The organism is Streptomyces sp. NPDC043861 (assembly GCF_056435905.1).
Genome location: NZ_JBWKDP010000013.1, coordinates 139,963 through 161,471, shown reverse-complemented (window position 1 = coordinate 161,471; position 21,509 = coordinate 139,963). Strand labels below are relative to the sequence as shown.

The following is a 21,509-nucleotide window of genomic DNA, read 5'->3' as shown; positions in this document are numbered from 1 at the left end:
CCATGAGCACCGCCCCGTCCCGCGTCGGGCCGTCCCTCATGCCGTCGGCAGCCGCCTGCCGACGGTGTGGGCCACAGCCCTGGCGCGGGCCACCGGACGCGCGGTCGCCCCGCCGATCGCACGGCGCGCGGAACGATGTCCCCTGACCGCCGCATGACGCGAACGGTGGGCCAAGGACGGCTTGCCGTGCGTGTCGGCAACGGCGATCAGCAGGCCTCCCAGCATGGACAGGTCCGTGCAGAGGTGGCTCCGCAGCCGCGCACGTTCCTCCGGGTCCTCCGGCGTGCGGTACCGGTCCTCGGCCGACATGGTCGCGGCCAGGGTGAGGGCGAGAGCCGACGCGGACAGACGGGGGAAACGGCCCAGGGCCATCAGCACACCCGCGCCGACCTGCACGGCGCCGTTGATACGTGCCCATTGCCCGGGGTCCTGGGGAAGCGCCGGGATCCGTGCCGCGAGCGGCAGGGCCACCGGCACGAACGCCGGGGCCGCGGAGTCCGGGTGACGCAGCAGCTGAAAACCGCCCGTGATGAAAGCGGATGCCAGCAGCGGACGGGCCAACTTTCGGAGAATCGCCATACGGTGCGGATGCCCGGGAGGACTCTGGGCATGCACGGCCGGCACGTCCGCCCGCGTGTGCGTGCGGAGGGGCAGCCGGACGAAACGCGCCGGACGAGCGACCATGACTCGTGCACTGATCGCATGAACGATGTGGAGGACTGGACGGATGCTGAACGAGCGCGCGGGACAGCCGGCCCGACCGGAGGATCTCATTGATGTGGCTCGGCTGGTGACCGCGTACTACGCCCTGCACCCCGATCCGGCCGAACCCGACCAGCGTGTCGCCTTCGGCACGTCGGGCCACCGGGGGTCCTCCCTCGCCACCGCGTTCAACGAGGATCACATCGCCGCCACCAGCCAGGCGATCTGTGAGTACCGGGCCCAGCAGGGCACCGACGGGCCGCTGTTCCTCGGTGCCGACACCCATGCGCTCTCCGAGCCCGCCCGGGTGACCGCACTGGAGGTCTTCGCGGCGAACGGTGTCTCCGTACTCATCGACACCGAGGACGGCTACACCCCCACCCCCGCGGTGTCCCACGCCGTAATCACGCACAATCGCGAACATGCCTCCGGCCGCGCCGACGGTGTGGTGGTCACGCCCTCGCACAATCCGCCGGCCGACGGGGGCTTCAAGTACAACCCGCCGAACGGCGGCCCCGCCGGTTCGGAGGCGACCGGATGGATCCAGGATCGCGCCAACGAGATCATCGCAGGCGGGCTGAAGGACGTACGCCGGCTGCCGTACACCAGGGCCCTGGCCGCCGAGACCACCGGACGGTACGACTTCCTGGGCACCTACGTCCGGGACCTGCCGTCCGTACTCGACCTGGACGCCGTGCGCGCGGCGGGGGTGCGTATCGGCGCCGACCCCCTGGGAGGCGCATCCGTGGCCTACTGGGGACGTATCGCCGAGGAGCACCGCCTCGATCTGACCGTCGTCAACCCGGGCACCGACCCCACCTGGCGGTTCATGACGCTGGACTGGGACGGCAAGATCCGGATGGACTGCTCGTCCCGGTACGCCATGGCGTCACTGATCGAGGAGCGCGACCGGTTCGGGATCGCCACGGGCAACGATGCCGACGCCGACCGGCACGGCATCGTCACGCCGGACGGCGGGCTGATGAATCCCAACCACTATCTCGCCACGGCCATCGCCTATCTCTACACCCATCGCGACCAGTGGCCGGCCGGTGCCGCCGTGGGCAAGACACTGGTGTCGTCCGGAATGATCGACCGGGTGGCGGCCGACATCGGCCGCGAGCTGATCGAAGTACCCGTCGGCTTCAAGTGGTTCGTGGACGGGCTGGTCGACGGCACCCTCGGCTTCGGAGGTGAGGAGTCCGCAGGGGCCTCCTTCCTCCGTCGGGACGGGTCGGTGTGGACCACCGACAAGGACGGCATCATCCTCGCCCTGCTCGCGTCCGAGATCCTGGCCGTGACGGAGCGGACGCCGAGCGAGCACTACGCGTCGCTCACCTCCCGCTTCGGCGAACCGGCCTACGCCCGTGTCGACGCCCCCGCGACCCGTGAGGAGAAGGCGGTACTGAGCCGTCTGTCTCCCGAGCAGGTGACGGCCGACACCCTGGCCGGGGAACCGATCACCTCCGTGCTCACCCGGGCTCCCGGCAACGGGGCGGCCATCGGCGGCATCAAGGTGACCACTGCCAATGCCTGGTTCGCCGCACGCCCTTCGGGTACCGAGGACGTCTACAAGGTGTACGCCGAGTCGTTCCTCGGCACCGACCACCTGACGCGCGTGCAGGAGGAGGCCCGGTCCGTCGTGTCGGCGGCGCTGGCCGGCTGACCCCCGGCATCAGTGGGGGCGGCGGTCGCCCTGCCGGTCCTCGCAGCGGACCGGCAGGACGGCCGCCCGTCCCGAGCCGCAGGGCACACGCTGCGGTCCGGGACGGGCGGACGATGCCGGCGCGGGGCAGCGGCACCCGGGGGCGGACTCCCCTGCTACGGCGCCATCTCGTAGGCCCCGGACAGTGCCTCGACGCGCTCCCAGACGCGGGCCGAGCGGGCGTCGTCGACCACCGGACGGCGCACCGCGTCCAGCGCCCAGCGCTGTTGCTGCGCGGTGGCGGAGTCCTTGCCGTGCAGCTCGACGGCGTACGCGGAGAAGTCGCGCACGAGGACGGCGAAGAGTTCGTCGAGCACATCCTCCTCGAGCCCGGTCAGGCGTGCCTGCTCCAGGATCAACTGACCGTGCACCACCAGCGCGAACAGCTGACCGACGGCGAGGAGGAGATCGAGATCGCGGCTCTGCTTCTCGTCGGGGGCGGCGGTGGTGACGAACTCGCACAGGGCGTCGGCCTGTTCACGGAAGCGGCCGACGTTGGGCACGTGGGCATATGCGTCGTAGGCGGTGCGCCAGTCGTGGAAGCGTATGGAGCTCAGACCGCGGGCCGGTCCCTGACGGAAGAGGAACGCATCGTCGGCGTCGTCCAGACGCGTCGGTACCGGCGCGTACTCGGCCGGCTGCAGCAGATGGTTGCCCATGAACTTGAGGATCAGCGCCAGGTTGACGTGGACCGTGCCCTCGAGCTTGGGCAGTCCCCGGATCTCCGTGGCGGCCTGGGCGAAGTAGGTGTCCTTCTCGAAGCCCTTGGCGGCGATGACGTCCCACATCAGGTCGATGACCTTCTCGCCCTCCGTGGTCACCTTCATCTTCGTCATCGGGTTGAACAGCAGATACCTGCGGTCGTCGGGGCCTGCAGAGCGGAAGTAGTCGACGGCCCGGTCGCTGAACAGCTTCATCCCGACGAGGCGGACGTATGCGTCGGTCAGCTCCCGGCGCACGTGCGGGAAGGCGGTGACGGGGCGGCCGTAGAGGATCCGGTTGTGCGCATGGGTGACGGCTTCGTACATCGCGTGCTCGCAGATGCCGATGGAGGCGGTGCACAGGTTGAACTTGCCGACGTTCACGGTGTTGAGGGCGGCGTCGAACGCGGCGCGGCCGGTGTGCAGGATGTCGTCAGGACCGACCGGGTAGCCGTCGAGACGGAACTCACTGACGTACTTGGAGGAGTCGACGACGTTCTTCACGAGGTGGTACGCCGGGTGACGGCTGTCGGCGGCGAAGAAGACATAGCCGTCGGGGCCCTCGATGTCGGTGCGGCGGCCGAAGACGGAGACGAGTCCGGCGGCGTTGCCGTTGCCGATGTAGTACTTGGATCCACTGGCCCTGAAGTGACCGTCGCCGTCGGGCTCCAGCAGCATGTCGGTGGAGTAGATGTCGGCGCCGTGGGCCTTCTCGGACAGGCCGAACGCGAACACCTCGCCCTCGGAGAGGAGCCGCGCCGCGCGGGCGCGCGCTTCGGCGTTGTCGCTCTGCCAGACCGGGCCCAGGCCGAGGATGGTGACCTGCCAGGCGTACCAGTAGTCGAGCCCGTAGAACCCGAAGATCTCGTTGAGAGCTGCGATCCGGGCGGTGTCCCACCGCTTGTCCTGGTGCCCGTCGGCCGCGGACTCGGGGGTGAGGAAGGTGGCGAACAGCCCTTCCTTGGCGGAGAACGCGAGGAAGTCCGCCAGCCAGGCCCGGGAGCGGTAGTCCTCGATCAGCCTGCGCTTGCCGCGGTCCTCGAACCAGTCGACGGTGGCACGCAGCAGTCTGCGGGTCTCGGGGTCGAAGTGCGCCGGGTCGTAGGTGCGCGGGTTGAACAGCAGTGGGTCGGCCATGGAGGTTCGCCTTTCCGGATTGGAGTGCACGGTGCGGGATACGGGCCGGTGAGCCTCGACGAGTGGCTCGCCGGGGCGGTTCAGTGCTCGGGAGAGAGCCGGCGCAGAGTGGCGATCACATCGTCGAGCCAGGCCAGCGTCATCCGCTCGTACGCGATGCCACCGCGGAGCACGACGTGCTGAAGCTCCTGCCCGGCGTCGGGCGTTCCGGGTGCTTCGGAGCCGGTGAAGTCACGCTTCTCCCCTGCGAGATAGTGCGCGAGCCGGGCGGTGTGCACCTGATGGTGCCGCTCGACCTCGCGGATCAGCGCGGCCGGATCGTCGAAGGCCGCGCCACGGATCTTGACGGCGAGGTCGTGCCGCACGCTCTCGGGTTCGATCGGCTCGTGCAGCCACTGGGAGAGGGCTGCACGGCCGAGTGCGGCGACGGAGTACTCCTTCTTGTCCGGCCTGGCCTGCTGCGGCACATCGCGGACGTCGATCCAGCCGTCGCTCTCCATGCGCTTGAGGACGCGGTAGATCTGCTGATGCGTGGCGGTCCAGAAATAGCCGATCGACCGGTCGAACCGCCGGGCCAGCTCATAGCCGGAGCCCGGCTTCTCCAGCAGAGAGACGAGGATCGCGTGCTCGAGCGCCATGCCCCCGATCCTTCTATGCAACAAGTTGCATAGACAAGCGGTCGGGCACGGATGAGACGCGGCTCACCCGACGGCCGGGGCGGCTGCACGGGCGCGCCCGGGGCATGGTGCCCCGTGCATCCCGGCGCGGCGGGCCTTGCAGAGGCACGGGACTCCCGTCGTCCTCGGTCCCGACCGGCTGGTGGGCCGTCGTACACAGATGCGCACCGAAGCGGTCGACGTCTCCGGAACCCGGCGTCGACGGCTTTCGGCGACGGGGCCGACCCGACCGCGGCGACTGCCCGGGTCCCGGTGGGCGGCCTCGGCATCTGCCCCGCCTCCTCCGTACCTGCGAACGGGACGTCCCCGTGCGCCAGTGTCCGGTGGTCGTTCGCTGCGGCGAGCGGTGACGACTTCCGGCCGGAGGCGCGACTCGCATGCGAACAGTCACTCGGGAACCGTGCCGGTGAGTCGTCCGACTACTGGACCATGACGGGAATGCATCGTAGGAACCTGCTGGGCGCCACCATCTCGACGGGCGCGGCTGTCGCCGCCGGATGGGCAGCGAGCGGACCGGCGACAGCAGCGGACAGGCAGAGCGCAACCAGCCGGGACCCGGTGCCGGGCGGCGCCCCGGCTTCGCCGCGAGAGTTCCGCGTTCACCTGGTCGCATTCGACGGAGTCGAAGAACTGGATCTCTTCGGTCCGCTGGAGGTCTTCGCCCTGGCGGCAGCCCTCGGCCACCCTGTGACACCCACGGTCGTGAGCACCGGAAGGCCCGGGAGCATCACTGCGTCCTTCGGCACTCGCGTCACCGTGCCGGGCTCGTGGAGCCCGCGTACGGCGGATGCGATCGTGGTCCTCGGCGGCGGCTATCGCAAGCGCGACGGAGCAGGCGTCTGGGCCGAGATCAAGAAGGGGGACCTGGGCCGGGAGCTGCACCGCGCGGTACGGCCCGGCCTCACCATGGTGGGCGTGTGCACGGGCGTGTTCATCCTGCACGCCGCGGGTCTGATCGGGGACCGGCCCTGCACCACGCACCAGCGCGCACGGCAGGATCTGCGCGACCTCGGGGCCGATGTCCGCGATGCCAGGATCGTGGACGACGGCGACCTCGTGTGTGCCGCAGGTGTCAGCTCGGGCATCGACGCGGCGCTGTGGCTGCTGGAGCGGGAGATCGGCTCCAAGGCTGCGGCCGATGTCGAGGCGGTGCTGGAATTCGAGCGGCGGGGCACCGTGCTTCGCACCACCTAGTTGCCGCATCGGGCAAGGTTGGCCCTGTTGCGACGCGCCGTCTGGAGCAATCCGGTGAGGCGGTGGGCCGACCGACGAGAGGTGGAGGCTGTCGGCGAGCGCCGTGGTCGTGCGGTGCACCGCCTCGCGCCTGACCCACAACACCCGGCCCCTACCGCAAGAGCCTCCCCTGGCAACAGTCCCCGGCCGACCTCGGCGCGGCCGCCGAGCTCACCTGCGCCTACCGGTCCCGGACCAACGGCAGGGTCGAACGCTTCACAACGAGTGGGCCCACCTCCGGCCCTGCACCGGCAACACCGAACGCACCCAAGCCCTGCCCAACTCCTGCACGCCTACAACCACCACCGCTGCCGCACGGCCGGCCGGCCGGCCACCGATCAGCCGCGTGAACAACCCTCCAGGTCAATACAGCTAGTGCGCACGGGTGCCGGTGTGGGTGGTGAGGCGGTATTCGACAGTGAACGGGAGAGTGTCGAGGTCAAGTGCCTGACGGAGCCGGGGCAGACCGTGGGTGCTGAGGTGATGGTTGATCGTGGTCAGATCGCCGCGCTGTTCGGTGCTGATCACCATTGCGAGGGTGGGATTCTCGCGGGTTCCGGCGAGCGTGGCGCGGGCGTGGTGGACGCCGGGGTAGGTGGTGACGTCACTGAGGAAGGGGGCGGTGGCAGTGTTCGCGGCGAGTTCGGTGCTGCCCTGCTCGGGGTCCTGCTCGAGATGCCACGTGTGGGTTTTGGGGCGGCGGGCAAGTTGGGCAGCGAGCCAGCGCAGGATGAGCAGTCCCAGAATGATGGCGGTGACGGCAGTGACCCACAGCATCCAGGTGGGCGGGTCGGGGGCGGCAGGAATGAGCGTGGCGCTCGAGTCGACGAGGGTGAGTCGGCCGTAGTGAGCAGCCAGGGCGAAGGAGCCTGAGCCGAGCAGGAGGACGCCGACGAAGGCGAGCAGGACGCGGTTGAGGCGGGCTGGGCGATTGAGGCTGGTCATGACGCGTTCCGAGTGGCATGGAGCTGGATCTTCGTGGCCGGACGGGTGAGCGGGGTGATCTGGTCGAGGCGCTGATCGAGCGCGCCGCGGACGGCCTCGGTGAGTCCCGCGGTGTTGGTCCGGTCGGTACGGATGCGGGCGACGATCGTGCGGCGGCCCAGTTTCAGCTTCGCTCTGGTGACTCCGTCGACGCTCGCGGCGGCGTTCTGCAGGGCGTGGCGCAGGCTGCGCCTGGTGACGCCGGCGTTCACGTCACCCGTCAGCGGCAGGACGGTCGGTTTCCCCGGCAGGAATGCCGCAAGCAGCAGGACCAAGCCGAGGAGGACGGCAGCGACACCTGCGCCCAGGATGACGGTGTCGTTCCAATGGATGCTGTGCAGGGTGTCCGTGACGGATCGGTAGCTGATGAGCGGGCTCTGGCCGATGATCAGCTGGATGGCGACGACGGCGGTCAGGACGCACACGGCGAGGAGGACCAGCGCGGTGAAAGTGGCTGGGATGGTTCGGCGGGGCCGGCGTTTCATCGGACTCTCCTGGTCGGGGAGTCGGACGGGCGCAGCGCGGTGACGGTGATGTTCACGCGGGTCACGGTCAGACCGGTGAGGTCCGCAACGCGGCGGACCAAGCATGCGCGGGCGTCCTGGGTGGTGTGGGCGACGGATTCCGGATAAGCGACGGACAGGCGGACATCGAGCGCCGCGGCTGAGCCGCCACTGACCTTTGCGGTGACCCGGACCGGGTCTTCGGCGTGTTCCCCGGGGACCGTTACGCCGAGCACCCGGCCGGCGGTCCCGCCGATGTGCTCGACTTCCGTCAGCACCCGGGCGGCGATGTGTTCCACGGTGCGGTCGGAGATGGTCGTGCTGCCGCGCTGCGCCGCGCCGGTCTCGGCCTCAACGGACGTGGTGGTCGCGGTGTCCATGGAAGTTGTTCCTGTCACGGCCGGTGAGCTGGTCGAGGTCGAGTTTGCCGTCTAGGTAGCGCCCTACCAGCAGCCCGACCGTCCCCAGGACGAGGAGGATGAGGAAGGCGTCGAAACCTCCGAACGCGGCGGCGAGGCCGAGTACGAGACCTGTCAGCAGCCCCATCTGAGTGGACGTCATGTCATTTTCTCCATTGGTGCCATGTATGGACCGGACGGTGGCGTGCGGCGCTGATTCGGGCGTGCGAGGTCGCGCAGATGGGCCCTTTCGGTGCCTGGGGCCCGTGACGGGCGGCCTGCGCGTTTGTGCCCTTCGGGTGATGCTCCGCGTCGTGGGGAGTGCCGGTGGCTACTGGACGCGGTCGCCTGTGCCTCGGTCGCCGCTGTCACTGTCGTCGCTGGGGATATGGACATCATTGACATTGATGTTGACCTCGACGACCTCCAGGCCTGTCATCTGCTCCACTGCGTCGATGACGTTGTTGCGGACGTCCTGGGCGAGATCGGGTATGGACACGCCGTACTCGACCAGCATCTCCAGGTCTACGGCCGTCTGCTTCTGACCGACCTCGACGGAGACCCCCTGACCGGCGCTGGCGGAGGCTCCGGGGATGCGCCCCTTGACTGCGCCGAACGCACGCGCCGCTCCCCCACCCAGCTCGTATACGCCCGGCACCTCGCGGGCGGCGATCCCTGAGATCTTCTGGACAACGACGTCGGCGATGGCTGTGGTGCCCTGCCCGGACCCTTGTGCGGGGGAAGCTGCCGGCGTGCTGGTGGCGCTCTTGCCCGCGTCGCCGGCAGCGGAAGTGGACTGCTCGGCAGTCCTCGTGGGGGACGGGTTCGTCATGATGCTCTCCTCGGGTTCCTGGCCTGGACGAGCAGCTTCGCGCTCGTCACACCTGAAGGACCCGTGTCAGGAGAGAACGTCATGGCCCTTTGGCATCGGCGTCACGTGCATGATTGAGAGGCGTGAGGGCGGCAGCATCGATGTCGGTGACGACCAGGCGCAGCCGGGCGTCCTTCCACCGGGTTCCCCTGAGGGCCGCACGCACGTCGGCCTCGGCTTCGCGAAGGACCGGAGGCAGTGGGAGGGCGAGGGCGACGACGCGGATCTCGATGAGTTCGTCGTAGATGCCGACGGCCATGTAGTCGAGATTCGGCACGCGTGAGCCGATGTGGGTGGTCGAGGGGGTTGCTGGGCGCAAGCCCTGGATCCTGCCCAGGACGGCCAGGAGTGAGTGGGTGAGCTCTGTTCGCGGCGTCATCACGCGGTCCTGTACATGTCGATATCGATGATCGACACCACGGCGGCCTGCGGGGTGACACCGATGGCATCGGCGACCGCGCGCGTGACCTCACGCTGAACGGCCTGTCCCACCGCCGCCGCCTGGTCCTGCCCGGAGGTGATCAAGTCGACGGACACGCGCAGTATCGCGGGCACGGCTGAGCGATCGGCCGTGACTCTCACACCTTCGGTCGGGGCCGGGGCAAGACCGTTGATCTTCTGGCGTGCTGATCGGGTCACCTGGGAAACGAGCCCGGTCAGGCCGGGTTCGAGGCGCACAACACCAGGGACGCCGACAGCGGCCCGGGCGGAAATGGCCGCGATCACAGGCTCGGTTATAACCCACTGGGAGCGGGGAATCCTGGCTTTGCCGTCCGGCACGACCGTTGTCATGGCGAGCACCGTGTCCTGTGCTGCAGTCTCTCTCAACGGTCTGCTGCCCGATCCGGGGGTTGTCATGCGTCGTAGAGGTCATCCACGGTCAGGTCCACACGCACCAGGGTTATCCCGACCCGCGCTGCAGCTGCGGCATGGACCCGCTCACGCACCTCGTCGACAGCGTTGACGGAGAACCTGCGATAGGCGACCGCGAGGCTCATGGCCACTTCCATCGCGCCGCCTGTCTCCGAGACGGCGATCCTGCAGCGACGCGCGCGCACACCGTCGACGGAATCGGCGGCCCGGCGCAGCACCGCAGCGACCGCTTGCTCGCTGATTTGCACCCCGCCCGGCTCCGCGCTGGGCAGGGCGAGCATGTGGTGACGGCGGACCTCCGCACGTACCGCGGACATGATCCGTCCGGTCAAGCCCAGCGAAGGCCCGGTCTCCTCCGAGGCCAGCTCGCCCGTCACCTCCCGCAGCACCACCAGGCTCTCCCGTGCCGCAGAGCAGTACTCGCAGGTGAGCTCATGGGCGTCTGCCACGCCGGTATCCATCGGATCGAGCCGCTCCCACACCGTCTCGACATCGCGGCCGCACGGCAGCACGTAGCCCTGGGCGTCGCTCATTTCCATGGGGACATCGCCTCCGCCAACTGCGCTCGAGCGCGCGCTATGCGTCCACGCACTGCCGTCTGGGTCGTGCCCATCGCCCTCGCGGTCTCCTCGTAGGAGAGCCCGTGAACCTCCCGCAACAGCCAGCAGGCCCGCTGCTCGGACGTCAGCCGGGTCAGAGCCGCTGCGAGCGCGATCAACTGCTCGCTGACCTGTGCCGCCCGCTCAGGCGACCCCGCTGCATCGGCGGATTCGCGACTGTCCAGGTCGGCTTCCACGACCGGTCTGCGTGCCCGGATGACGTTCAGGCACCTGTTGGTCGTCGCCCGGTAGAGCCAGCCCAGGAACGCTGCGTCGTCCCGCAACTGTCCCAGCCGCCGCCATGCGGTCAGGAATACCTCCTGCACCACGTCCTCGGCGTCGCCACGGCTCGCAAGCATGTGCAGTGCAAAGCGGTACAACGGCCCCTGATAACGACGCACCAGCACCTCGAAGGCACCCATGTCGCCGTCGCGGGCACGGACCACCAAGGTGGCATCATCCAGTGCCACCTCCGGGGCGGGCGAGGCGGGCTGTGAACCAACACCGGCAGGCGATGTCATCGGCACAACCTTCCTGGCGCCCGGCATACTCGCAGGCCCCCTTCCCGGGCCTGCTGGAACGCCGGCCGAACCGCGGCGGGCAGTAGTAAGGACACAACGGCCGCGCCATCGTCACGGCACACATCAAGTATCTGCCGTCCACCGAGCCGCTGCAGCAGTCGGCGTTGTGACGTCCAGCGGCTGGAAGCTCTCTCCGGTCGAAGCGGGCCGCCTCCGCGGCAGGAGGCAAGCTTCTCGAGATGCGACCGACACGATCCGGGCGAGACTGGTGAGTACAGGACCGGCACCGAGTGAGGGGCGCCGAGGCGGTCGCCCGTCGGGGCGGGAATGGCCGGGCTCTGGATGGCCGGCCATTCCCGCCCGAAGTGAGCAGGAGCGGTCTCCACTTCGTTGCGCTCGCGGAATGTGCCGAGGCCACTGGCACCAGCAGTTCGCTGCGGCACAGGCGGGTCCCCGAGGGAACGATGAAGGTGACATACGCATGGACGATCAGACCAAGATGGCGCTCGCCGCGGCCATAGCCGGCGGTTACCTGCTGGGGCGTACGAAGAAGGGCAAGCTGGCGCTGAGCGTGGGGACGTACCTGGCGGGCAGGCGGTTCGGTCTCGAGCCGCGCCAGCTCGCTGTCGAGGGAATGCGCAGGCTGGGCGAGATCCCTCAGGTCGCCGATCTGCAGGACCAGCTGAAAGGGGAGTTCCTCGACGCGGGCCGCAAGGCGGTGACGGCTGCCGCCACTCGCGGTATGGGGACTCTCGCTGACACGCTGCGTGACCGCACGGCCAGCCTCGGCAAGGAGGAAGAGGAAGAGCCGGAGGAGGAGTACGAGGAAGAAGAGGAAGAGCCGGAGGAGGAAGAGGAACCTGAACCCGAGCGCCCGCAGCGTCGGAAAGGATCCCGGAGCCCGGCTCGGCACGGCAGGGGTACCGCGTCCAGGCATCACCGGGCCCCCTCGGCCCGGAGCTCTTCCACGGCATCGGCGAAGGAGCCCTCCCGGAGGAAGAAGGCCTCCGCGTCGAAGTCGGCCGCGAAGAAGACAGCCCCAGCCAAGAAGGCCGCCACGAGAAAGCAGGCTCCCGCAAAGAAGGCGGCGTCCTCAGGGCGGACGGCGAAAAGGACATCCAAGCGCACCGATCGCCGGAGGTAGCCCCCATGGCCCGGAAGGAGACGAAGCAGCCGGAGCAGTCGGGGATGGGCGGGCTGAGTGAGGCACTGTCGGGTTTCGTCGGTTCACAGGTCGAACGGCTTGCGGAGAAAGCCAGTGACAAGCTCACCGATGTCACTGATCAGCTCACCGATGTCGCCGACAACGGCGGGTCGCTGCTCAAGGTCGGCACGCGCATCCTCGGGGGCGAGTCCCCCGTGAAGGCGTTCCTGTCCGAGAAAGCCAAGGGCCTGAAGGACAGCGTCGTGGACAAGGCCAAGGAAGCGTTCGGCGGGGGAAAGGGCAAGTCCGGTAGCAGTAGTAAGAGCATGAACATCATTGAGGTCCTCGACGTCGGGGTGCCCCTTCGCACGGCCTATGACTACTGGACCCAGTACGAGGAGTTCAGCAGCTTCACCAAGGGCGTTCACAGCGTCTCGAAGAGCGACGAGATGACCAGTGACTGGAAGGTCAAGGTCGGCCCCTCCTCGCGCAGCTTCAAGGCGACTGTTCAGGAACAGATCCCGGACGACCGGATCGTCTGGACCTCCGAAGGTGCCAAGGGGTCGACCAAGGGTGCGGTCAGTTTTCACGAACTCGCGCCGACACTGACTCGGATCGTCCTGGTCGTGGAGTACTACCCGTCCGGGTTCTTCGAGAAGACCGGCAATCTGTGGCGGGCTCAGGGCCGCCGGATGCGGCTGGATTTCAAGCACTTCCAGCGGTACGTCACTCTCACCGATGAAGAGCCGGAGGGCTGGCGCGGCGAGATCCGGGACGGCGAAGTCGTCGTGTCACACGAAGAAGCCCTGGAAGAGGAAGAAGCGGAAGAGGCCGAGGGCTCGGAGTACGAAGCCGAGGACGACGAAGAGGGCGAGTACGAAGCCGAGGACGACGAAGACGGCGAGTACGAAGCCGAGGACGACGAAGACGGCGATACCCAGGGCGAAGAAGAGGACGTCGAGGAAGACGAATGGGAGGACGAGGCCGCCGACGAAGACCGGGAGGCTGGAACGACACCCGATACCCGGCGTCGGCGGACCGCCGGGAGTCGGCGGGGACGAGGATCTGCCCGCTGACCAACGGGAGTCCGGCCGCCCGAAGTGGGATGCCCTCGCAGGCACCGGTCTCCGCTGGTCGGAGACGTTTGAGCAAGCCGGCTCAGGGACGGTGGCGCCCGTCGCGAATCGGGGCGGCCGCTTGGCGGAGGCTCCTGAGGGCTTGCTGGTAGGAGGCGATGAGGCGGGTCCTGCTACTCCGTCGGTGACGACCGGATGTGGGGAATCAATCGGCGCCGCAAGGGCATCGACCACACGTGGGCGGCCTTGCGATCGATCCGCGCCGCCCGCCCGGACGGCGCCCCGATCTACGTGATCCTCGACAACCTCTCCGCCCACCTCAACCGGAAGAACCGCAGGTGGGCGACGAAGAGCGAGGTTGAACTGCGCTTCACACCCACCTACGCGTCCTGGGCCAACCCCATCGAGGCCCACTTCGGACCGCTGCGGCAGTTCACCCTGGCCAACTCCAACCATCCGAACCACACGGTCCAGACCCGGGGCCTGCACGCCTACCTGCGCTGGCGCAACCACAACGCCCGCCATCCCGACGTCCTGGCCGCCCAACGACGCGAACGCGCCCGCGTGCGCAGTGAGAAAGGCGTTCGCTGGGGCGGCAGACCCTACAGACCGCGGCCTGACCGACCCGTGCCGTCGAAGCCTGATCGTTGCCGCCGAAGATTGATCACCAGTAGGTTCGTGCCAGCGAAGTCTGAGCTATCTGAGTTAGTGGGGGATGCTGGGGGTGCTTACGCTGACGGAGGTCGCCGACGATCCGTTGACCCTGACACGCCGCCTGGCGCTGAATGACGCTTCGGACGTGGTATTCCGCCCTCTCGTCCGCGCCGACGCGGACCGTCTGGCAGGTTTTCTCGCGGGCTTGTCGCCTGAATCGAGGCGGCTGAGTACGTTCGATGGGTACGATCTCGCAACTGCGCAGGAGCTGTGTGACGCGATCGCGCGGTACGACAAGCTGAGGCTTGTGCTCGAGGAAGTGCCGTCCGGCAGGATCGTCGGCCTACTTGAGTTCAGTCTCGATCTCCACCCTGAGGACATAGCGCGCTATCGCGAGGCCGGCATCCACCTTGCACCGACCGATTGCCGGTTCGGCCCCACCCTGGCTGACGACTACCAGGGGAGAGGGGTGGGAACGCAGGTCTTCCCGCTCGTCACGGACGTCGCACGACGCTTTGGCAGGAAGAGGATCCTCCTCTGGGGCGGCGTTCTCGCCGACAACCCACGCGCCATTCGCTACTACGAGAAGAACGGCTTCCACTCTGCCGGCTCCTTCACCGGGGCGGATGGTGTGCGGTCGCTCGACATGATCCTGGACCTCGATTCGCTGCACGGGTAGTGCCGGTCCGGCAGTGGCCGGCCGACCGCGACGACCAGGCGGGTGTCGGCGTCGATGACGACCTGGTGATTGGTCGAACAGCGGTAGTTCTTCGACTGCTCGGCGACCTGGTGGTCGCGGGTGGGGACCAGAGTGCGGTCCACGATCAGCACGGCGGCGGCTGGACGCTGGTCTTCGGTGACAGCTCCCAGGACGCCCACCGCATCGAAGGCGCGGACGACCGCGACAAGGTCCTGGCGGACGTGGTGCGCGAGAGGTGCACGGACCTCAGCGGCAGGTTCGGAGCTGCTCAGTGGTACGGGATGAGCTGCGGTGACGACTGGACCGCCTGGTGCATCGCGGAGGGCGGCGAGGTGGTGCGCCACTACGACGCGTACGACGACGAGGAGAACGGTCACGAAGGGCCGTCGCACCCGGCCGAGTCCGGCTATCTCCTGCCGCACCAGAACGGTTTCCCCGAGGACGCCTTCGACGGCGTGAACCCTTCGGATCTCGCGGCCTTCGCGGCGCACCATCGCCGTGTGAAGGACGAGCTCGGCATCCCCGACACCTGCTACGCCAACGACATCGCAGCGCGGCTGTCGGTCGATCCCGGGGCGCTGGGGGCGGACACCAGGATGTCGGGGCACGGAGTCATGGCCCTCACCACGTGTGGCCGGGAACACGGTCACCCCGCGGGTGCGCTGCCCGTGTGATGTGCGCCGTCGGCCGGGAGCGGTGGCGGTGGAGCCGATGTTCGGCGGGTCGTGCCCCGGCCAGTTGGCGAACCGCAGAGGGCGCGACGGCCCACGGTGGCCGGCAGCCCGTCGCCGACCGAGGCCCGTGCGGCTATCGCCATGCGGTCGGACGATGCTTCGCCCGCCTCGCGCGGTTCCGTGCACCGCCACTCGGTTCGAGAGGACTGCCGCCGGCCCCCGTGCCCTGCGTGTTCCGGAAGCGGCATGCAAGGCGCCTGACGGGCCGATGCCCGTCAGGCGCCTCGGTCACGACCACACACCGGCTCCGGCCGGAGCCGGTGTCACACCGTCGGACGGTTCGTCGCTCGCCTCTGTGCTACGACGCGTCCCGCACCGTCCCGGTCGCCACGGGGCCCGGCTGCGGTTCCCAGTTCGCGTCATAGGTGTACAGCCGGCCGAGCAGCGATTCCCGCGGTTCCCTCACCCGGTCCGTGATGGTGGGCACGATCACGTCGGTGCTCAGCTTGCCGGCGGGAACGGTGGCCGACAGAGTAGTTCCTTCCGCCATCTTGGACAGGGGCCGGGCAGGGCTCGGAGACTGACCGAAGTTGTCCATGAGCCATCGCCGGTCGACGTCCTTGGTGGACAGCTCCGAGCCGTTGCTGACCGGCAGGAATCTGAACTCGCCCATGATGTCCGAGTCGCTGGCCGCTGAGAGCGACACCCGCCAGCGCAGGCGCTTGCCCTCGGCGACGTCGTTCGCGACCGGTGTGATCCTGACCTTGGGCATCTCGTCGTCGTTCTGCGCGGTCACTCCGCCTCGGTACGAGCCGACCACCGCACCGCGAACGGCCTTGACGAAGAACTCGTGCGAGACGTCGTTGCCGTAGCGGGTGTTGCCCTTCACCACGACGGGCACGTCGATGTCGTTTCCGCCGGGGCGCACGGTCACCGTTCGGTGTGTGAATCCGTCCGCGCCCTGCTTCGGGACGGACACCCGGACCTGCCCGCTGCCCTGCCCGGAGACTTGTACCGGAACACGGTACGTCCGCGCCCCGGAGTCACCCTCCTTGACCGTCAGCTGGCCGATGTCGACGCGCGGAAGCTCAGCCGGGCGTACCGCAGGAGTGCCGGGGCGCCAGCCCCATGCGTCCATCAGCCAGGCCCGTCCGGAGCGGTTGCGCGGGGTCAGTTCCAGAGCGCTCACATGCTTCAGATCCAGCCCGGCCCGCACTGCGGCAGACAGCGGTACGCGGACCTCGCGTCCCCAGTAGGAGGCGGTCCGCTCGCTTCCCGGCAGCCCGTCGACGCGCGCCCGGCCGAGGGTTGCACGGCGGCCCGCCGCGTCGACGAGGGCGACGTCGAGTTGAGTGCCGACGCTGTTCGGCGGGACGATCACGCGCAGCGCCAGTGCGCCGGTGCCCGCCAGGGAGACCGGCCGTTCGGTGCGCACCGTGGCCTTGGTGCCAGGGCTCGACCAGCGCATCGCAACGGCGTCGCGGCCGGGTTCCGGCAACACCTCCCAGGAGGCGAAGTGCGGCGACGCACCGGTCGTGTCCGGCGGAAGGCAGGCACGGGCCGGGTCGTTGCCGACCTGTGCGCACAGCCGGCCGCCGCTGACGGACACCGAGGACCCGGGCAGGAAGGCCGCCGTCCGGTGGGCGCCGACGGCATGGGTGAGCACTCGGGCGGGGTCCGCGGAGGGGGCGCGGCGGCCCGAGCCGTCCAGCAGCGGGCGAACCCGGTCGTCACCCGCGACGAACAACCTGGCCGCCGCGGCGATGTAGGTGGCGCCCGCGGACTGTTGCCGGCTGACGGTCAGGCGGGTGTTCCGGCCCGGCGAGCAGACCGGGTCCGTCGTCTCACCGTCCCCGAAGTCGTCGAAGGCCGGTGCCTTCGCCTGTCCCGGGGTCCACTCGCTGTTGAAGAAGTTGTGGTTGGCGCCGACCATGTACACGGCGCTGTGCAGAGCGGTGCCGCTGCTGACGCCGCGCGTGCCGTCGACGTAGATCTGGCCCTGGAGGTCGGAGACGTCGCCGTCGCAGCCCGGCAGGATGGTCATGGAGGGCACGTCGGGTGCCGGGTTCTGTCCGAACAGAGTAGGACCTATCAGGACGTTGCCGCGAACCTTCCAGCGCACCGGTCCCCCGTACCCGCCCTGGTCGGCGGGCGGCCGGTGGATGCTGTCGAGTGCGGCCAGGTTGACACCCTCACCGCCTCGGGAGTGACCGACCAGCAGTACCTGCGACAGGTCTGCCGCCGATGCGGCGCGCACGGCGGCGGGTGCACCGGTCCGGTCGCCGGCCCAGTCGGCCCAGCGGGCCAGATGCATGCGTACCAGGGACGAACGGGCCTGTGCGCCGCCGTCCGCCGCGAGGTAGTCCTGCGCGTTGATGCCGTTGGCGGAGATGGACACCGTGACATAGCCCTGTGAGGCCAGGAGCTTCTGGGCACGGAGATAGCCCTGGTGGCTGGGCACCGGCTGGGCACCGGGCTTGCAGGGCCAGTCACCGTTCACCTCGTCCCCGGCGCCGAAGCACGTGGAGTGCCGGCCGTGCAGGAACAGTGCCAGGGGGCGCTTTCCCGGCGCGTCGGCCGGCCCCACCACCGTGGCGCGCATCTCCACCTCGGCGGGGAATCCGGGCAGTCGAACCGAGTTCAGCTCGTACTCGCCGCGGACGGTGCGATAGGAGCCGGGAGTTCCGGGGTCGACCTGGTTCGCGGGAGCGGCGGCTCCCTGCTGAGACGGGACGGGACGGGGCCGGGAGCGCGGGGCCGCCCCGGCCGCGGCAGCATCCAGACGGCGGCCGCCGGCAAGCACCTGCAGCTTCGCCGACGGCTCGATGCGAGCGCCGTCGAGCCTCAAGTGGAAGGAGCGTCCGTCCCGGGCGGCCACCGGTCGGCCGAGCAGCCGGTTCCCGGCGTAGAACTCGACACGTGCATCGCCCATGGGCACCGGCTCCTGCGCGGTCCAGACCAGCTGTCTTCCGGCCCCCGTGCCGGTGAACTGCCAACCGGGCGGCAGGCCCCCGTCCACTCTTCCCGGCGGCGCGGCCGCCGGAGAGCCGGCAGGCATCTGCACAGCCTGCGCCGCCTGCGGCGATCCCGCTGCCAGCGCGAGTACCGCCATGGAGGCGGTCACCACGCGTATGACCCGTATCACAGTGGCTTCCTCATCATCGGTTCCGTGGGGCGCCTCAGGAGTCCTGGGAGCCTCCCTCGTTCCCGGAGGACGGCAACTGATCACGGTGGGTTGCCCCTTGCCGTGTCAGGTGTCTCAAACATGTGTCTGGAACGGCGAGTTGTACGGCCATGGCGCTCGGAGGCGGCGAGGGAAGGGAACACCGGGGAGGACTGGGCCCGCAGGCCGGGACACCAGCCCTCGGCCCCGGGGTCACCCGGGGCCGAACGGCGCTGTTTCGCGTGAGGGACGAGGTCAGTGCATCCGGTCCACGTTCCACACCGGCAGGGTCCGGAAGAAGTCGACCGCCTCGGCGCGCCAGTGCCGCGGCCAGTCGGCGGTCTCGGCTGCGGCCTCCTGGGCGAAGCGGCGCATGTCCGCCCGTAGACGCTCGTCCACACCATGCCGACGGGCCATGTCCCTGATCCGCTCGATCGTCCCGTCCGTGCAGCGGCGGTCGCCCAGTGCGCCCTCCAGCAGGGCGGTCTCGGCCTCCGTGGCCACGGTCAGGATCGCGCTGACCGTGTAACTGCGGCGTCCGGCGCGGATGTCGGAGCCGGTGGACTTGTCCAGGGTGCCCTCGTCCCCGAAGAGGTCGAGGTAGTCGTCCCGCAGCTGCCCGCTGATGCCGACCAGGCGTGCGTACCGGTGCAGCCCGGCGTCGTACGGTGCCGGATCCTCGCCGGCGGCGAGCAGCCCGAGGCGCAGGGGCGCCAGGATCGAGTACCGGGCGCTCTTGTACTCGGTCACCGAGTGCAGCAGGTCCTCGCCGGGTACGGCATGGAAGTCACGCTCGAGGTCGACGATCTGTCCGGAGATCGTCTCGGTGGCAGCACGCATCTGCACGTCCATCAGGGACTGGCGCAGTTCGACGGGCAGTTCCGCCTCCAGCAGGACGCGCAGTGACAGAAATGCGGCGAGGTCGCCGGCCAGCACGGCGAGTCCGAGTGCGGTCTGTTCGCGTCCCGGGAATTCCCGCCGGTAGGCGTAGTAGGTCGAAGGGCCGCCGCGCCGGACGGGTGCGTCGTCGATGATGTCGTCGTGGATGAGGCCGTGCGTCTGGAGCAGTTCGACGCTGAGCGCAGCCGCCTCGAGGGCGGGCAGTTCGTCGACGGTGATCAGCCGGGCCGCCTCGTGGAGCAGTGCGACCCTCAGGCGTCCGCCCCCGCGCAGGGACAGGTCCCGCACGAGTTCCAGGCAGCGGGGCGTGAAGCTGCTCAGCGGCGGTGTGTCGAGGCGTCCGGCCAGAGTGTCGAAGTACGCCTCGAAGCGGACGTCGAAATGTCGGCGGTGGCGATCGGCGCGTCGGATCGCGGCGGCTGTGTCGTTCATGAGGAGAGGTCGTTCCCGGGTGTGGTGTGGGAGGGGTCGAGGAGGTCGGCGCGTGGGTTCCGTGCGTTTCGTGCGCGGTCAACCGCTCGGTGGCAGGGAACTCCTCATGCACCTTGCAAGGGTTGAGCTCGCCATTCAACCGCAAGGGAACAACTTCACCCCCATGCGGCCGGGGCCGGAGAGCAGCCGACGCGAGGTCGGCGGGTGACCACGGCCGGCACCCGGGCTCAGCCGCGCATCGCCGACCGGCGCCCCGTTGCTCCGTTGCCCCACTGCTCCGTCGCCCCGTTGCCCCGTTGCCCCGTTGCCCCGTCGCTCCGTCGCTCCGTCGCCCCGTTGCTCCGTTGCCCCGTTGCCCCGTTGCCCCGTTGCCCCGTCGCTCCGTCGCCCCGTTGCTCCGTCGCTCCGTCGCTCCGTTGCCCCGTTGCCCCGTCGCTCCGGCGCTCCGGCGCTCCGGCGCTCCGGCGCTCCGGCGGAGGCCTGACCCGACGAGCGACGGCGAACAACTCACCACTTTTCCGCGCGGGATCGCCGAAATTCGGCCATCACATTCAGCAACTCCCCATGAACGGCGAGTGGTGATCGTCACAGCCTTCCGGCGTGAGACCTCGCTGAACCGTGCGCTAACGTCGTCGAACAGCGCACCCGTGCCCGGGGCTCCCGCAAGCGGAACCGGGCCCTCGGCGGTGAAACACGAATGTATCGAGGACTTCACCGCAAAAGAACGCGACGCAGATAGAAGTTTCCTGACACCTGTTCACTTCGCCTGCGTCAGTGCGCCGCGTGGACGAGAAGCAATCGGGAGAGGTTTGTGCACAGCAGTCGCTTAGAGTCCATCGGGGCCTACCTCCCCTCTGCGGTCATGAGTACCCCGGAACTCCTCGGCCGTATGGAGAAGACACCGGAATTCGACCTCTACAAGATTACGGGAATGGCCGAGCGCCGGGTCGCGGACGACACCGGGGACACCCCCGAGGACTGTCTCACCATGGCGGTCTCGGCAGCCCGCGACTGTCTGGAGCGCTCGCGCTACCTTCCGGACGAGATCGACATCGTGATCTCGTGCTCCATCAGCCGCACCACGGATGGCCGGCGCCACCAGTTCGAGCCGTCGTTCGCCCATCGCATCGCCCAGGAGCTGGGTGCGACCGGCGCCATTCACTTCGACGTCTCCAACGCCTGCGCCGGCATGATGACCGGCGTCTATCTGCTGGACCGGATGATCCGGTCCGGTGAGGTCCGCAATGGCCTGGTGCTCAGCGGGGAGCACATCACCCCGATCGCCTTCACCGCCGCGCGCGAGATGGAGGACAGCCGGGACCCTCAGTTCGCCTCGCTCTCCGTCGGTGACTCGGCGGTGGCAGTGGTCGTCGACCGCGCCACCGACGACGCGGATGTCATCCATGACATCGAGCTGATGACCTGCTCGGAGTATTCGCATCTCTGCCTGGGCATGCCCAGCGACGACACCGGCGACCTCGCCATGTATACGAACAACAAAGAGATGCACGCGGAGGACCGGCTCTCGCTGTGGCCGACATTCCACGGCGACAAACTGGCCGACGACGGCCGTCGATTCGCCGACGAAGGATACGACTTCGTCGTCCAGCACCAGGTCGGCAGCCGATTCGTCGACTACATGAACCATGTGGGTCAGACCATCTTCGGGACGCCGATGCCGCAGTCGCTGTCGGTCGTCGAAAAATTCGCCAACACCGCGACGACCTCGCACTATCTGGTTCTGCACCAGGCACTCGCGGAACGCCGAATACCCAAGGGTTCCAAAATCCTCCTGGTCCCCGCCGCCTCCGGCGTGGTGACCGGCTTCCTGTCCGCGACCGTGTCCTCGCTGGAGGTATGAC

21 protein-coding genes and 3 pseudogenes are annotated in these 21,509 nt (G+C 68.9%); 9 read left to right on the top strand and 15 right to left on the bottom strand.

The window, feature by feature from the left end; all coding sequences use genetic code 11:
* Positions 1-36: 36 nt before the first annotated feature.
* Complete coding sequence (locus AC068D_RS27065; protein WP_478825678.1) at positions 37-579, bottom strand: DoxX family protein; 543 nt, start codon at positions 577-579, stop codon at positions 37-39.
* Positions 580-727: 148 nt separating this feature from the next.
* Here AC068D_RS27065 and pgm point away from each other — a divergent pair, with 148 nt between their 5' ends.
* The gene (gene pgm, locus AC068D_RS27060) at positions 728-2,368 is read left to right on the top strand and encodes a phosphoglucomutase (alpha-D-glucose-1,6-bisphosphate-dependent) (RefSeq protein WP_478825677.1); all 1,641 of its coding nucleotides are present in this window, start codon (positions 728-730) and stop codon (positions 2,366-2,368) included.
* Between the two features lie 155 nt (positions 2,369-2,523).
* Here the strand turns inward: pgm and AC068D_RS27055 are convergent, their stop codons facing one another.
* Both AC068D_RS27055 and AC068D_RS27050 read right to left on the bottom strand, forming a co-directional pair.
* The gene (locus AC068D_RS27055) at positions 2,524-4,245 is read right to left on the bottom strand and encodes an acyl-CoA dehydrogenase family protein (protein WP_478825676.1); all 1,722 of its coding nucleotides are present in this window, start codon (positions 4,243-4,245) and stop codon (positions 2,524-2,526) included.
* Positions 4,246-4,325: 80 nt separating this feature from the next.
* Positions 4,326-4,883: a PadR family transcriptional regulator gene (locus tag AC068D_RS27050; protein ID WP_478825675.1), complete on the bottom strand. Its 558-nt coding sequence runs from the start codon at positions 4,881-4,883 to the stop codon at positions 4,326-4,328.
* A 477-nt stretch (positions 4,884-5,360) separates the two neighbouring features.
* Here AC068D_RS27050 and AC068D_RS27045 point away from each other — a divergent pair, with 477 nt between their 5' ends.
* On the top strand, positions 5,361-6,116 hold the full coding sequence (locus tag AC068D_RS27045) for a DJ-1/PfpI family protein (protein ID WP_478825674.1): 756 nt from the start codon (positions 5,361-5,363) through the stop codon (positions 6,114-6,116).
* 212 nt (positions 6,117-6,328) lie between these two features.
* Positions 6,329-6,531: pseudogene (locus AC068D_RS27040) on the top strand (IS481 family transposase); the annotation flags it as partial.
* Here AC068D_RS27040 and AC068D_RS27035 read toward each other — a convergent pair.
* The 9 genes from AC068D_RS27035 to AC068D_RS26995 form a co-directional block, all read right to left on the bottom strand.
* The gene (locus tag AC068D_RS27035; protein WP_478825673.1) at positions 6,528-7,100 is read right to left on the bottom strand and encodes an Asp23/Gls24 family envelope stress response protein; all 573 of its coding nucleotides are present in this window, start codon (positions 7,098-7,100) and stop codon (positions 6,528-6,530) included. The pseudogene AC068D_RS27040 and the gene AC068D_RS27035 overlap by 4 nt on opposite strands.
* Positions 7,097-7,624 (bottom strand): DUF6286 domain-containing protein, encoded by a 528-nt coding sequence (locus AC068D_RS27030; protein ID WP_478825672.1) that lies wholly within the window; start codon positions 7,622-7,624, stop codon positions 7,097-7,099. Before AC068D_RS27030 ends, AC068D_RS27035 begins: the two co-directional genes overlap by 4 nt.
* Complete coding sequence (locus AC068D_RS27025) at positions 7,621-8,022, bottom strand: Asp23/Gls24 family envelope stress response protein (RefSeq protein WP_478825671.1); 402 nt, start codon at positions 8,020-8,022, stop codon at positions 7,621-7,623. The genes AC068D_RS27030 and AC068D_RS27025 overlap by 4 nt, the downstream gene beginning before the upstream one ends.
* A complete protein-coding gene (locus tag AC068D_RS27020; protein ID WP_478825670.1) occupies positions 7,994-8,203 on the bottom strand; it encodes a hypothetical protein in 210 nt (69 codons plus the stop codon). Before AC068D_RS27020 ends, AC068D_RS27025 begins: the two co-directional genes overlap by 29 nt.
* Before the next feature lie 168 nt (positions 8,204-8,371).
* Positions 8,372-8,872 (bottom strand): Asp23/Gls24 family envelope stress response protein, encoded by a 501-nt coding sequence (locus tag AC068D_RS27015; protein WP_478825669.1) that lies wholly within the window; start codon positions 8,870-8,872, stop codon positions 8,372-8,374.
* A 79-nt stretch (positions 8,873-8,951) separates the two neighbouring features.
* The gene (locus AC068D_RS27010; protein ID WP_478825668.1) at positions 8,952-9,290 is read right to left on the bottom strand and encodes a hypothetical protein; all 339 of its coding nucleotides are present in this window, start codon (positions 9,288-9,290) and stop codon (positions 8,952-8,954) included.
* Complete coding sequence (locus tag AC068D_RS27005) at positions 9,290-9,703, bottom strand: Asp23/Gls24 family envelope stress response protein (RefSeq protein WP_478825667.1); 414 nt, start codon at positions 9,701-9,703, stop codon at positions 9,290-9,292. The genes AC068D_RS27010 and AC068D_RS27005 overlap by 1 nt, the downstream gene beginning before the upstream one ends.
* Before the next feature lie 62 nt (positions 9,704-9,765).
* Positions 9,766-10,323, bottom strand: coding sequence for a hypothetical protein (locus AC068D_RS27000; RefSeq protein WP_478825666.1), 558 nt, complete (start codon positions 10,321-10,323; stop codon positions 9,766-9,768).
* Positions 10,314-10,904, bottom strand: a complete 591-nt coding sequence (locus tag AC068D_RS26995; RefSeq protein ID WP_478825665.1) for an RNA polymerase sigma factor — start codon at positions 10,902-10,904, stop codon at positions 10,314-10,316. The genes AC068D_RS27000 and AC068D_RS26995 overlap by 10 nt, the downstream gene beginning before the upstream one ends.
* Before the next feature lie 481 nt (positions 10,905-11,385).
* Between AC068D_RS26995 and AC068D_RS26990 the strand changes: the two genes are divergently transcribed.
* The 4 genes and pseudogenes from AC068D_RS26990 (at position 11,386) to AC068D_RS26975 (ending at position 14,457) form a co-directional block, all read left to right on the top strand.
* Positions 11,386-12,048 (top strand): histone protein, encoded by a 663-nt coding sequence (locus tag AC068D_RS26990; RefSeq protein ID WP_478825664.1) that lies wholly within the window; start codon positions 11,386-11,388, stop codon positions 12,046-12,048.
* 5 nt (positions 12,049-12,053) lie between these two features.
* On the top strand, positions 12,054-13,124 hold the full coding sequence (locus AC068D_RS26985; RefSeq protein ID WP_478825663.1) for an SRPBCC family protein: 1,071 nt from the start codon (positions 12,054-12,056) through the stop codon (positions 13,122-13,124).
* A gap of 171 nt (positions 13,125-13,295) precedes the next feature.
* Positions 13,296-13,724: pseudogene (locus AC068D_RS26980) on the top strand (transposase); the annotation flags it as partial.
* Positions 13,725-13,848: 124 nt separating this feature from the next.
* Entirely contained in the window at positions 13,849-14,457 is a 609-nt protein-coding gene (locus AC068D_RS26975) for a GNAT family N-acetyltransferase (RefSeq protein WP_478825662.1), read from the top strand.
* An 11-nt stretch (positions 14,458-14,468) separates the two neighbouring features.
* Here the strand turns inward: AC068D_RS26975 and AC068D_RS26970 are convergent.
* Positions 14,469-14,612, bottom strand: a pseudogene (locus AC068D_RS26970) (IS5/IS1182 family transposase); the annotation flags it as partial.
* 87 nt (positions 14,613-14,699) lie between these two features.
* On the opposite strand from AC068D_RS26970, the gene AC068D_RS26965 reads away from it, so the two are divergent.
* Positions 14,700-15,152: a hypothetical protein gene (locus tag AC068D_RS26965; protein ID WP_478825661.1), complete on the top strand. Its 453-nt coding sequence runs from the start codon at positions 14,700-14,702 to the stop codon at positions 15,150-15,152.
* Positions 15,153-15,510: 358 nt separating this feature from the next.
* On the opposite strand, the gene AC068D_RS26960 is transcribed toward AC068D_RS26965, so the two are convergent.
* On the bottom strand, positions 15,511-18,297 hold the full coding sequence (locus tag AC068D_RS26960) for an alpha/beta hydrolase (RefSeq protein WP_478825660.1): 2,787 nt from the start codon (positions 18,295-18,297) through the stop codon (positions 15,511-15,513).
* Positions 18,298-18,570: 273 nt separating this feature from the next.
* Positions 18,571-19,647: a polyprenyl synthetase family protein gene (locus AC068D_RS26955; RefSeq protein ID WP_478825659.1), complete on the bottom strand. Its 1,077-nt coding sequence runs from the start codon at positions 19,645-19,647 to the stop codon at positions 18,571-18,573.
* Between the two features lie 862 nt (positions 19,648-20,509).
* On the opposite strand from AC068D_RS26955, the gene AC068D_RS26950 reads away from it, so the two are divergent.
* The gene (locus AC068D_RS26950; protein ID WP_478825658.1) at positions 20,510-21,508 is read left to right on the top strand and encodes a 3-oxoacyl-ACP synthase III family protein; all 999 of its coding nucleotides are present in this window, start codon (positions 20,510-20,512) and stop codon (positions 21,506-21,508) included.
* Position 21,509 lies beyond the last annotated feature (1 nt).